The organism is Caballeronia eucalypticola, from assembly GCF_047608185.1.
GTDB lineage: Bacteria > Pseudomonadota > Gammaproteobacteria > Burkholderiales > Burkholderiaceae > Caballeronia.
Genome location: NZ_JBLKRU010000064.1, coordinates 24,079 through 37,446, shown reverse-complemented (window position 1 = coordinate 37,446; position 13,368 = coordinate 24,079). Strand labels below are relative to the sequence as shown.

Below are 13,368 nucleotides of genomic sequence, written 5' to 3'. Positions count from 1 at the left end.
GAGGCGCTGGATGCAGTCACCGAACACGTCGGCCGGGATCGCGCGCAATACCTTTATGACCGCCTCGCGGAGCATGCGCTTTCGTTGGGTATCGAGTCGTCACGTGCGCGTGTCACGCCTTATATCAACACCATTCCTGTTGCAGAGCAGCTGCGTTATCCGGGCAATCTGGAGATCGAGGAAAGGCTCGCCGCCGCGTTGCGCTGGAATGCGCTCGCGATGGTCGTGCGCGCCAACAAGGCTTACGGCGAGCTTGGCGGTCACATAGCGAGCTATGCGTCCGCAGCCGATCTCTTCGAAGTGGGCTTCAATCATTTCTTCCGCGCGGCTGCACCGGACGCGGGCGTGGGCACGGGTGGCGATCTTGTCTATTTCCAGCCGCATTCATCGCCGGGTGTGTATGCCCGCGCGTACCTCGAAGGCTTTCTTAGCGAAGAACATCTGGAGCATTACCGGCAGGAGATAGCAGGACCCGGACTGTGTTCGTATCCGCATCCGTGGCTCATGCCGGACTTCTGGCAGTTCCCCACGGGCTCGATGGGCATCGGTCCGATCAACTCGATCTATCAAGCGCGCTTCATGCGTTACCTGCAAAACCGCGGCCTTGCGAAGACGCAGGACCGCAAGGTGTGGGGCTTCTTTGGCGATGGCGAGATGGACGAGCCGGAATCGATTGGCGCGTTATCCCTCGCTGCGCGCGAACAACTCGACAACCTGGTGTTCGTCATCAACTGCAATCTGCAGCGGCTCGACGGACCGGTGCGCAGCAACGGCCGCATTATCGACGAGCTTGAAGCGCAGTTCATTGGCGCGGGCTGGAACGTGATCAAGGTCCTGTGGGGTTCCGACTGGGACGCGCTCTTCGCACGCGATCAGACGAACGCGTTGCTGCGTGCGTTCGCCCATACGGTCGATGGCCAGTTCCAGACCTTCTCGGCCAACGATGGCGGTTATAACCGCGAGCGCTTCTTCGGCCAGAATCCCGAACTCGCCGCGCTGGCTTCGCATCTGAGCGATGAAGATATCGACGGCTTGCGCCGTGGCGGCCACGATGTGCGCAAACTGCACGCGGCTTACGCGAAGGCGCTGGGTCATCGAGGCCAGCCAACCGTGATCCTTGCCAAGACGATGAAAGGCTTCGGCATGGGTACATCGGGTCAGGGCAGGATGACGACGCACCAGCAAAAGAAGCTTGGCTTCGATGACCTGAAGGCGTTCCGCGATCGTTTTCGCCTGCCGCTGTCGGACGCCGATGTCGAAGCGGTCAAATTCTACAAACCTGCGGAAGACAGTCCGGAGATGCAGTACCTGCACGCACGGCGCGCAGGTCTTGGAGGTTATCTGCCCAGAAGGCGGAGAGTGGCGTCGGAGGCGCTGATCGTCCCGCCGATGACAACCTGGGGCCAGTTCGCCATCGACGCGGCCGGCAAGGAGATGTCGACCACCATGGCGATCGTGCGCATGTTCGGTACGCTGATGAAGGATGCAACGCTGGGCCCTCGCGTGGTGCCCGTGGTCGCCGATGAAGCGCGCACCTTCGGCATGGCGAACATGTTCCGACAGGTCGGCATCTATTCGCCGCTCGGGCAGTTGTACGAACCGGAAGATCTCGGTTCCATGCTCTATTACCGCGAGGACACCAAAGGACAAATTCTTGAAGAGGGCATTTCGGAAGCGGGGGCAATGTCGTCATGGATTGCCGCGGCGACGTCGTACAGCGTGCACGATTTGCCCATGCTGCCGTTCTACATCTATTACTCGATGTTCGGTTTTCAGCGCATTGGCGACATCATCTGGGCCGCGGCGGACCAGCGCGCACGCGGGTTCCTGATCGGTGCGACTGCGGGCAAGACCACGCTTGGCGGCGAAGGGCTGCAGCATCAGGATGGCAGCAGCCACCTGGTGGCATCGACGATACCGAACTGCCGCGCCTACGATCCCGCGTTTGCTTATGAGCTCGCGGCTATCGTCGACGAAGGCATGCGCGAGATGGTCGAGCGCCAACGCGACGTGTTCTATTACGTCACGGTGATGAACGAGAATTACGCGCAGCCATCGGTGCCCGGCGGCGACCTCGAGACCCTGCGCGAGGGCATCCTCAAAGGCATGTATCCGCTCGCGACGGCACCGGACGCGACGGCGCAGGTGCAGTTGCTCGGCGCCGGCGCGATACTCGTCGAGGTCATCGCGGCGCAGAAAATGTTGCGCGACGATTGGGGCATTGAGGCAGCGGTATGGAGCGTGACGAGCTTCACCGAATTGCAGCGCGACGGCATGGCGTCTGAACGGCTTGCGCGTCTCGGCGAGATGGCTCCGGCGCCGTATGTGAGCACCATGTTGTCTGCATCGCGCGGCCCGGTGATCGCGGCAACGGACTATGTACGCGCCGTGCCCGAACTGATCCGCGCTTACGTGCCGCGTCGCTACGTGACGCTCGGCACCGACGGCTTCGGTCGCAGCGACACGCGTCAGGCACTGCGCGAGTTCTTCGAGGTGGATCGTGCATCCATTGTGATTGCAGCGCTGAAAGCACTGGCCGAGGACGGGGAGATCGATATCGCCATCGTGCGAAAAGCGTCGCAGCAGTATGGGAAGGTGGCGTCGGCGCTGGGCGCTCCCTGGCAGCGGTAATGCGAATTGTATCGGCAACCTCATCAGTTGCCGTCTTAGCGCAAGCAAGCGGCGAGAACGCGAGCTTTCCCATTGGGAGCGTGCGCGGAACCCTCATGGTTTACTTTTTAAGCGGATCCGACGGGCGCACATGTCAAAGCAAATTCACTATAGGTGACACTGTTTTAGCCACTTTTCTTAGCACGGACCTTCGGCATTTGTGCGAGACATCCGCGCTCTTTAAAGAAAATTCCCAAGGTAAAGGCGACTAAGGATATTGTGATGAAAAATAGAGACATCATCGTTATTGCCGCCTCGATCGGCGGTTTTGCGGCGCTTAAAAAGCTAGTTTCCGCATGGCCTTCGGATCTGCCGGCTTCCGTCTTTATCGTTTTGCATATTGACGCACAGCCAAGCAACCTTCGTCTGCTGCTGCAGAAAGAGTGCAACCTTCTGGTGAGGCAGGCTGAGCACCAAGACGATATCCAGCAATCTGTCATTTATATTGCTCCCGCGGATCGTCACCTGCTGATTCAAGAGGGAAAGATTATCCTTTCAGTTGCACCAAAAGAAAACTCAGCGCGTCCCTCCGCCGATGCCTTGTTTCGCTCGGCTGCCATCGGCTACGGTTCCCGCGTGATCGGTATCGTTTTGACAGGTGATCTCGACGATGGCGCTGCGGGATTGCAATTGATACATGCCTGTGGGGGGATCGCAGTCGTACAAGAACCAGCTGAATGCCCAGCGCCGGGTATGCCTCGCAATGCTATACGCGCAGTTAAAACTGCTGTCGTCGCACCAATAGCAATACTTGGTTGGAGCATTCTACAAATGGTGGAGACGCCAGCAACGGCAGATTTCCTAAACAATGAGGGAGTACATTCGGCGGCCAATATCGAGGCACACATTGCACTAACAGGTAGTTCGAACCCGACTGAATTCCGTTCCATCGGCAAGCCTAGCGATCTAACCTGCCCGGACTGCGGCAGCGTAATGTGGACGATAGGCGCCAGTGCCCCGCTACGTTACCGTTGCAACACAGGTCATGCATTTTCCGGTGTCTCGCTAGCAGACGCTCAATGCCGGCAGTCCGAAGATGCATTGTGGTCTATAGTGCGCGGTTTTCAGGAACGTGCTTCATTATCAAATGAGCTATTAGCGACCGCCGAGTTTGACCAAACGGCAGAGCTAACAGCGCGAATCCAGCGACTCAAAGCGGCGCAGAAAACTGTCCTGGATCTCTTAAGGAATTCCTAAACGCGGTGTAGGCAGGCTTGCGAAATTCTGCGAGCGCCACTGTCAAGCCAGGAAGGTTCGGCCATCTGAAATTGTCGTCGATCAATTGGCGAGCCGAGTGTCAAGTTTTCCCTCGCGATTCCACTCGCGTAGGCGAGCATTGTGAAATGCCGATAATCGGCGCCCCTTGATAGAAAGCTTGTTCACTACGATAAGTGCTTCAGGTCTCAGAAGTTCCATCTCAGTCCCAAAAGGGCAAGTGCTCATCCATCCAATCATAGTGACCAGGGGCAGTCCACCCCCATGGAGTTTTACCCGCTAGCGTATCGACGTTTTTGACCTGCGTTCCGCGAATCGGCGGACGCTCGGAGCTCTCGTCAGAAGCAACGTTACATGTATCGTCGTTGTCTTCTGACTCTGGAATATTTGGGCGTTTGGAGAATTTTTGCTTGGACATGGAGAAATAGCGAGCAGATATCATTTACGGTGGCGAGCGATGATCCTTCATCGACCATCCAAGCTTGCCGGCAGGCGCACACGCACAGCACCCACGGCGTGTAACGAAACTTCTCATAGGTAACGGATGGAAGTATTTCAATGCATGCGTCCAAGCCAAAAATAATGGAGCTAAGTGCCGGGCATGGGCTTGTTGTGTACAGTATTCATACAGTCCGAAAATGGATAAGGGCGATCGGGACAATTGCCGGGTACCACAACGTACCGCGATCCATTACTTCCGACCCGGGGCAGAGCTTTGGGAAGGGCACGGGCGGTGGATATTCGAGCCCGTGAGTTCTCCCGCGGACGAGTAACCTTGTCGGCGTATATTGGCTAGCGAAGGCCAATCACGACTACCTCGTCCTCAACGCACTGGAGATATCCCTCTTGGCTTCGCTCTCTGCCTGATGGCGTAATTGAGCGTGAACGCGATTCGCTTATATCCTCGGACCGCGCAATACGCCTATACGCGTTCAGCGCACACCGCAATCCCCGCCAGTCGTTCCGCCCATTTTCACTCAATTCTGACGAGCTGAAGCGGAAGACTCGGCACCAACGACTTGCCCCTTGATTAGTTGCTCCTCGGTATCGTCGTAAAGGCTGGCGATAATTTTCTCGTAGCGTTCCATCAAAGGCTTTCGGCGTTTCTTGCGCGTCGCAGTCATCACTCCGTTTTCTGGGGTGAGTTCTTCGGGAAAGATCTTGAAAGCTTTTATCTGCTCGGCGCGAGCCAGCCTGGAATTCGCCTTCGTTACTTCCCCTTGGATCAAACTGATTACGTCCTCGGACGCCGCTAAGTCAGCGTAGCTTGCTATTGATGCGTCGCGCGTTTTGGCCCAGTCCATGGTGAGCGTCGGATCGACTTCGATCAGAGCGGTGAGGTATTTTCGACCCTCCCCGATGACCAGGGCCTCGGTGATGTACGGACTCTGACGGAGCTCATTTTCAATCTGGACGGGACTGATAGTTTTACCGCCGGCGGTGTTGATAAGTTCCTTCTTCCGGTCAATCAGCTTAAACGAACCATCCGCCCCGACCTCCACTATGTCTCCGGTATGCAGCCAGCCATCCTGTAAGGCAGATCTGGTTTCCACCTCTTTATTCCAGTACCCAATAAACAATCCCGGTCCTTTGACGATCATTTCCCCATCCGAAAGAACACGTGTCTCCCAAGCAGGGTCCTTTAACGGAATTCCGGAATTTCCCGGCTTTGACCAATCAGCAAGCTGAGCCAGATTTCCACCGACCATTTCAGTCTGGCCGTAGGTCTCTCTTAGATTGAGACCCCAGAGCTGCCACAGCGTCACCACCTCATGCGGCATTGGTGCCGACGCAGTATAGGGATACTTAAGATCGTCAAACCCAATTTTGGTCAACAGCGGCTTAAATACAAAATGCTGACACGCAGAGTACAGTTGCTCTTTGAAGGGGTCAGTCTGCCCCCCTCCCAACCGGTCAGCAAGGACCTCACTGGCAATCTTTAGTGCCAGATGATAGTTGGCTTGATCGGCGGCAGAGCTGCTATTGACGTAATTGATGATTTGCGTCGCAAATTTTTGATAAAAGCGCGGCGGTGCCATGTAGCACGTCGGCTTAACTTCCCGGATACATTGCGCGAATGCCGCAGATACATCAACGAAATAAGGAACTGTCTTCGTGATCAACGGAAGCGCCATCGCTTGGACGCGCGCTACCGTATGCGAAAGCGGCAGATGTATGACCACTCGCTGCGGCTCGGTCAGTATTGCCGGGCAGAAGGTTGGCCACGTGAATGCGCCCCCCAACATGGACAAGTGCGTAAGCACCGCACCCTTTGGTGACCCGGTGGTTCCTGAGGTGTAACCTAAGCTCACTATATCCGTTGATTTTGCAGTCTCAGACTCCTTGCGGAGATAAGCAATTTCATCGCCTGCAAAAGGTAATGCGAACTCTGCGAGCGACATCACGTTCTCGGCACTTTCGCCTGCCGATCGTCGCCAGGCCGGGTCCAACACGACAATCTTGACAAGGCGACGGGACTGATCGGCCGCCTCGATTACTCGAAGCTGGTCAACATTACCAGCAAAAGCCAGTCGCACCCCTGCATCTTCCAGGTAGTAGCGAACTTCTTCTACAGATGACGTGAAATAAATGCCCACGGTGACGGCACCCGAGCAAATTGTCGCCATATCGGCGATAAGCCACTCCTGCGATATGTCGCCCATAATGGCGATCCGCTCACCCCTTGCTATGCCCACTCTCTGAAACGCAGTGGAAACCGAACAAACCGCGTTTGCATAATTTTTCCAAGTCGTCGGTGTCCACGTCCCTTCTCTCTTCTGAAAAAAAGCGTTCGTTTCTCCCTGACTCCTTAGCCGCGCCATAAACAGCTCTGGAATGGTAGTCGTGGAAAACTGACTTCCAGAAGTCCATGCAGCAGTGGTCATTTGTGATGGTCTCCGAAACGCTTGCGCTTCTCCGCAAACGAGGCGACCGCTTCCTTACGTTCAGGTGAATTATAGGTAATCGTTTCGAGGGCGATCGACGTATCAAGGACCAGATGCACATACTGCTTGACGATCTTGTTCACGCTATATTTTGTCCAGACAATCGCATCGCGAGGACCGCTCGCAAGAAGCTCAGCATAGTCGATCGCCGCCTCGAGGAGCTTGTCGCCCTCGACAACTTTGTTGATCATGCCCATCGAGAGTGCCTCATCCGCGCTCACAAAGTCACCCGTCATTAGATAATGCTTCGCGCGAACCGGCCCGAGAAGAAGTGGCCAAATAACGGCACCGCCGTCACCCGCGACAACGCCGGCATTCACATGAGTGTCGGCGAACCGCGCCGTCGGGCTGGCGTAGATCATGTCGCATAGCAAAGCAAGCGTGGCGCCCAAGCCTACGGCCACGCCGTTGACAGCCGCAATGATCGGTACTTCCACCTCAAGCATGTTCCGAATGAGGTGGCGCCCGCCTCGCGTGGGCGAAGGAACCACATCAGTATCGTCGGCCTTCTGATCACCGCCAGAACAAAACCCGCGCCCAGCGCCGGTCAGAACGATCGCTTTGACCGAACTGTCCCTGTCCAAATCGCCAAATACATGTTCGAGCTCACTGTGCATGTCCCAATTGATAGCGTTCAGGATCTCGGGGCGATTCATCGTGACGATTGCAACACCGGAAGGACGATGTTCGACATTCAAATGCTGATAGTGGGAAGAGGAGTCCATTTGCGAATTATCCTTGTGTCTGTTGGGGGCGCATAGCGCGGATCTTGTCGAGAACCACTTCCAATGGCCGCACGATGTTATTGCGATCGCTAAAGTGGGGAATGACATACCGGCCAACCATCTCGATTGCCGACATGATTTTTTCGTGAGGCACCGAATCCATATGAAGCAGCACTTCATCGATCCCAAGTTTCTCGTACTGTTCCAACTGACGGATGACGGTATCGGGGCTTCCGCAGACAGTCGTGGCGGATTCGTTCAAGAGGTAGTCCCAATCTTCGCCTGCACGTTTCATCGATGGCACGCTATCGGCCATATAGGCATAATCGCCAGCTAGCTTCGCAAGTCGCGGGTACGCATCGGTCGAGATACGAGCGTAGTGCATCAGGGGTTCAGCGAAGTCGTCTTTGGCTTCCTGGTCGGTTTTGCCGATCCCGATGAACAGCGGCATACCGGCGCGCGGCTTATGCAAGGGTCCCGTCTCGTCGCGCTTCCAATTCTTCCAGTATGTATCGAGCAGCCCCTTTTGCTTTTCCCAACCCTGGTAAATGGCGTGACTCATCACAGCCAGACCCTCTGAGCCCGCCCAAGCATGGCTGTTCTCGCTCGTTGCCGCGACACCCAACACCGGATAGGGTTTCTGCAATGGCTTCGGTACAAGCGACCTAGGAGGCACTTGATAATACTTCCCCTCGAAGGTGAACACATCTTCGCGCATCGCTTTGCGAAGCAGGGCCATTCCCTCTTCCATTTGCGGCAGCGTTTCATCGGGCGACACGTTAAACGCACGCATCGCGATTGTGGTATTCGCTCTGCCACAATACATCTCCATACGTCCGTTCGAAAGAATGTCGGTAACTGCTAACCGCTCAGCAGTACGAAGCGCATGATTGATGGCTTTGGGCATCAACGCCACGGCAGGACGCAGCTTAATTCTCGAGGTGACGGCCGCGAGATAGCCAAAGACCACTTCCGGGGCAGAGCTCGAAATACCGCCCAAGGCAAAGTGTTGTTCCGACAGGGCGACAAAATCGAACCCCATCTGCTCCGCCAGCAGGGTCTCACGAACCAATTCGTGCAACCTGTTCGAATAGCTGTGGCCGACCTGCGTCTCCTGCTCCGACCAAAAACCAATTTTCAATGCCATTTGATATTCCTTACTCGGTAGTCAAAGTTGTGGATTGATATTGCCGTATATTTGGCAGAATTTTTTATTCTTTATTGCCATAAATTTGCATCTAACAGCAGACTATGCGGTAAAGCGCTCCTTTGAACTGCAATCCGCTTTCATTGAGTCCGAAGATCTCCCTCGGCGCTCCCGCGAATGTCTATTGCCGTGCTTAGCAAGCCGAGCCATTCATACTTCCCAAACGGTCGGCTGTCTGCTCTGCGCAAACATAAAAAGAGGTGTCCGTATGGACAAGTCCTATTGATCTTCCACTTGCCCGATAGACATCTGTTTGGTTAATCACTAACCGTTTGCCAAGGACGCTTCGGCGGCAAATGTCGAGGCGAGGAGCTTGGCGGTGCCGCGCAGACAACTCTCTCCTATCTCACGCGTCGATCCCCGTGCATCGCCTAGAACGCCGTTCGGCGTGATCGAGGCGATCCCGTTTTTCCACATCATGTTCAATTGCTCGGTCGTCATCAGACCAACATGTCCTGCCACCAGCTTTTCATGCCGAACACTATCCGGACGAAGATGAATCATGAGTGACGTCTCAGCGATATCGGCGTGCCCGCCAACGGACTCAGGGTCGCCTCCAGCACGTTCAACCGCAGATCGCCACTCGAGAAGCCACGCCCGAGGGTCCGTATATGCGAAGACCTGAGTGGACGCTCCGAGCGCCTCACGGACACGCGGAAGCATCGCGCGAAGGGCATTGAAGTTTCCCACGTGGGCTGAAAAGAGATAAATACGCTTGAACCCATGCTTCGCGAGACTCACACAATAATCATGGCAGATTGCCGTGAAAGTCTCCTCTTGCAATGAGATAGTGCCGGGAAAGGCCAGATGATGTTTCGAGCAGCCCACTTGTATAGTGGGCGCAATCAAAGTACGGCCTAACAACGCAGCGACCTCGACTGCTAGAGCTTCCGCATGATCAGCATCCATACTTAGAGGCAGATGAGGTCCATGCTGCTCAATCGCCCCACAAGGAATAATGACGCTATCAAAGCCGTTGGCCAAGGCACTGAACACGTCCTCGAACGTCATATCGGCGAGATGTCTCGCCGCCGCTTGCTCAAGATTATTCACGATTTGCCCCCTCTTGTTTCGAGTCGTACAGTAGGATCTAGTGTCATGAGTTGAAAATGCATTACATTATTTAGCTCTTTGTTTGTCATTCGCAGAGTCGGACCTGCTCGAACCACAACACGATAAGCAACCCCCTTTCGGAGTTTTCGCGCAAGCATGCTTCAGCGGCTTCAGCGGCTTCCGCAGGCAACAGTAAGGCGCGGAAGTAGCCTTGAAGACGCTTTACGGTCGCGGCGTCGGGGTGGTAGACGATCTGAAAAACTCCCTTGCAGTGGCTGTGTCGTACCAAGCACATATCACTCGTTCAGATCTCGCTCGTATTCACGCGGGAGTTGGTTTGATTCGCCAAACACAGTGAACCCCATCTCGGTTGTCGACGCTACCAGCGCTCGGTCACATGCGCAGATATCCTAAACGCGCCCTACATCAATAAACACTCATCGACGGGCGTTCGGCGTCAGGCGGGAACACATCCCAGGTACCGTCGCCTTGACGGAATAAATAGATTGCAAACGTGTCTGCCGATTGCAATGCCTCGACGCGCACATAGCGCCCCTGATTCGAGCGTGCGCCACTTCCTCGTGTAACCCGAACCGGCACTGAAGGAACCATCAAAAGCCATTTTTCCACCATGAATCGCAAAGACCTCTCAGCCGTTTCCATTTGCTTCTCCTTCAAACTCGGCTCTGCTTAAGGGTCAGCCGACGTCCCCTTTTCCACTTTGCAGGTAATACCGAAGGAGTCCTGTCCCTTCGCACAATCCGTAAAGTTATCGCGACAACGCGTCCATGGTTGCTAGGGCGTAGAGTTTGTATGCGAATTTATAACGCATGACACTGGAATCGGCAGAGATCGATTCGCCGAGATATCCACTGAGGGTCATGATCAACTGCACCGTGCTCATCATCCGTCAATCAGCGCGGCTCGGTGCGGGTTGAGTCATCGCCGGACACGGATGCCCAGATAGGAATGGGTTAAAATAAGAGATCTTTATTAAATTCGTATTCCTAATAGTCGTATACCCGATCGATTTCATGCTGCTTCACGAGGTTCAGCCCATAGCCTTCCAGGCCGATTATTGTCCGCTCATGATTAGAAAGAAGAATCATGTCCTTCACGCCAAGATCGACAAGGATTTGGGCACCAACCCCGTAATCACGCAGGGCCGACTCCATCGGTTGCGGGTGCATTATGAAACGTACACGCTCTGAAACTGCGGTCGGACGTGATTCGCGGATGAGGACGACAACACCGCGGTTTGCTGCTGCCAGCATACGGGCCGCACCGCGTAAGGACGCAAGGTGGTGACCACCCATAATGTCGCTCATGGTATCCACTGCATGCATGCGTACCAGGACAGGATCGCCTCCTCCCAAGTCACCGATGATGAAAGCAACATGCTCCACCTGATCTACTAAATTTCGATATACGACGATCCGCCAATGAGTTCCGTTCGGCTCAGTAAACTCGCCATGTTCTACGACCTCCAGGAGCTTTTCAGTGCGGCGGCGGTATGAGATGAGGTCGGCGATGGTCCCCACTTTCAGACCGTGCTGCTGCGCAAAAGCGACCAGATCCGGCAGCCTGGCCATGCTGCCATCTTCGTTCATGATTTCGCAGATCATGCCGGCTGGGGCAAGCCCAGCCAAGCGGGAGATATCCACAGCGGCTTCTGTATGCCCCGCCCGCACAAGGGTACCGCCGTCGCGAGCCATCAGCGGAAAGACATGGCCCGGAGAGACAATATCGCCGCGGCCCATTTGCGGGTCGACGGCTACTGAAATTGTACGGGAGCGGTCAGCAGCTGAAATGCCTGTGCTCACACCCTCACGGGCCTCGATCGAGACAGTGAAGGCCGTCTCTAGCCGTGAGCCGTTAAACTGATTCATCAAGGGGAGGCCCAGTGATTCACAGCGGGATCGTGTCATCGCTAAGCAGATCAATCCACGCGCATGCTTGGCCATGAAGTTAACCGCGTCTGGCGTTGCGAACTGCGCGGGAATGATAAGGTCGCCTTCGTTCTCGCGATCTTCGTCGTCCACTAGAATGAACATGCGACCTGCTCGAGCTTCCTCGATGATATCTGAGGTGCTCGAGATGCAATCGTGCAGTTCTTCGCGCTTTATGGTCGATGCCACCTTGCTCATTTGCAAACTCCTGAATGACCTCTGTGCGCTCGGCGCGGTGTGCGCGCTTGCTGCTTTGACCCGGCGCAAGACCGCTTCTATCTCCGCTTCAACATCGGCCATTTTGGCCATACCATCCACGCTAAAGAGCCGCCCCTTCGCTCTGTAGTAAGGGATGATCGGAGCCGTCTGGGCGTTGTAGGCGCTGAGACGGGCGTGGACGGTCTCGGCGTTATCATCCGGCCGGCGGATAAACTCAGTACCCCTGCATTTGTCACATATAGCGGGTATTGTCGGCCGCTTAAAGAGGTCGTGGTAGCCTTCCCCGCAACTGGCACACGTGGATCGGCCCGAGATTCGCTCAACCAATGCCGCGGCGTCGACCGCGAGCTCAATGACCGCATCCAATTCGATTTCCTGGTCTTGCAACATCTTGTCCAGCGCGCTAGCTTGCGGCGTGGTACGCGGAAATCCATCCAGGATGAAGCCCTTCGCACAATCCGGTCGCTTGATGCGGCTGGCAATCATGCGAATGAGAATGTCGTCCGAGACCAACTTTCCAGCATCCATCACGCTCTTTGCTTCGAGTCCGATGACCGTGCCCGCCTTAACCTCGGCGCGGAGCATGTCACCGGTCGAGATTTGAGCCACTCCGTAACGCGCCTCCAGCAGTTGGGATTGAGTGCCCTTACCTGCACCCGGAGGCCCCAGCAAAATCAGCTTCACTTTTTGTCCCCTTTTTCACGGACGGTGCCGTGCCGCCTTAATTCAGGCCCAACGGATTCATCGATAAATTCGCATGCTTTACTGATAAATTGTCGACGCCGATTCACCAATACAACTAATACTCTCTCGGCATTCCTTGAATCTGCATGGGCCGTGATGTGTCGATCGGAAGAGCAGTCTTGTTTGCAAGCCGTTTCAGAACAACATTCGACCGGATGCTGGCCACACCTGGAAGAGACGTCAGTTTGTTCGTAATGATGTATTCGAGCTCAGCAAGATCTCTTGCCACCACCCGCAAAAGATAGTCGATCGGACCAGTCATCATGTAGCAGTCCATTACCTCGGTCAGGCCTCTTATGGTGTCGGCGAAGCGCTCTCGGGCATGCATCCCCTGGCGCTCAAGACTAATTTCGACGATTGCCGTGACAACAAGGCCCAAGAGAGACGCGTCCAGGACGGCAACTCGCCGGCTGATAACACCTTGACGTTCCAGGTTCTTGACTCTCACCAGACAAGGAGAAGCGGACAACTTAACCCGAGCGGCCAACTCGAGGTTTGTCAAACTGGCGTCCTCTTGAAGCTCATTCAAGATATTCAGATCAATCCTATCCAGCGTAAGGTCATTTCTCTCTATCGCGACGTTCATGGCCCCGGCCTCCTCACTGATGGGATAGGTGTCGTGGAGTCGTATCGTTAGCTAT

General features: G+C 55.3%; 9 protein-coding genes and 1 pseudogene. 2 read left to right on the top strand and 8 right to left on the bottom strand.

Translation table 11 applies throughout. The features are described from left to right. A partial coding sequence (mdeB, locus tag ACMX25_RS37175; protein ID WP_414954856.1) for an alpha-ketoglutarate dehydrogenase occupies positions 1–2,631 on the top strand: 2,631 nt, incomplete at its 5' end. A gap of 261 nt (positions 2,632–2,892) precedes the next feature. Then, positions 2,893–3,867, top strand: a complete 975-nt coding sequence (locus tag ACMX25_RS37170; protein WP_414954855.1) for a chemotaxis protein CheB — start codon at positions 2,893–2,895, stop codon at positions 3,865–3,867. Between the two features lie 995 nt (positions 3,868–4,862). Here ACMX25_RS37170 and ACMX25_RS37165 read toward each other — a convergent pair. From ACMX25_RS37165 to ACMX25_RS37130, 8 genes and pseudogenes are all read right to left on the bottom strand, one after another. Beyond that, complete coding sequence (locus ACMX25_RS37165) at positions 4,863–6,770, bottom strand: AMP-dependent synthetase/ligase (RefSeq protein WP_414954854.1); 1,908 nt, start codon at positions 6,768–6,770, stop codon at positions 4,863–4,865. Continuing rightward, on the bottom strand, positions 6,767–7,555 hold the full coding sequence (locus ACMX25_RS37160; RefSeq protein WP_414954853.1) for an enoyl-CoA hydratase/isomerase family protein: 789 nt from the start codon (positions 7,553–7,555) through the stop codon (positions 6,767–6,769). The genes ACMX25_RS37165 and ACMX25_RS37160 overlap by 4 nt, the downstream gene beginning before the upstream one ends. Positions 7,556–7,562: 7 nt before the next feature. Next, complete coding sequence (locus ACMX25_RS37155; protein WP_414954852.1) at positions 7,563–8,702, bottom strand: LLM class flavin-dependent oxidoreductase; 1,140 nt, start codon at positions 8,700–8,702, stop codon at positions 7,563–7,565. Between the two features lie 324 nt (positions 8,703–9,026). Beyond that, entirely contained in the window at positions 9,027–9,815 is a 789-nt protein-coding gene (locus ACMX25_RS37150) for a creatininase family protein (RefSeq protein WP_414954851.1), read from the bottom strand. A gap of 426 nt (positions 9,816–10,241) precedes the next feature. Beyond that, on the bottom strand, positions 10,242–10,478 hold the full coding sequence (locus ACMX25_RS37145) for a hypothetical protein (RefSeq protein ID WP_414954850.1): 237 nt from the start codon (positions 10,476–10,478) through the stop codon (positions 10,242–10,244). 344 nt (positions 10,479–10,822) lie between these two features. Then, positions 10,823–11,962 carry a 3,4-dihydroxy-2-butanone-4-phosphate synthase gene (ribB, locus tag ACMX25_RS37140; RefSeq protein WP_414954861.1) on the bottom strand — a complete coding sequence of 380 codons (1,140 nt, stop codon included), beginning with the start codon at positions 11,960–11,962 and terminating at the stop codon, positions 10,823–10,825. 72 nt (positions 11,963–12,034) lie between these two features. After that, positions 12,035–12,667 (bottom strand): annotated as a pseudogene (locus tag ACMX25_RS37135) (adenylate kinase); the annotation flags it as partial. Positions 12,668–12,782: 115 nt separating this feature from the next. After that, positions 12,783–13,313, bottom strand: coding sequence for an Lrp/AsnC family transcriptional regulator (locus tag ACMX25_RS37130; RefSeq protein WP_414954849.1), 531 nt, complete (start codon positions 13,311–13,313; stop codon positions 12,783–12,785). Positions 13,314–13,368: the final 55 nt, after the last annotated feature.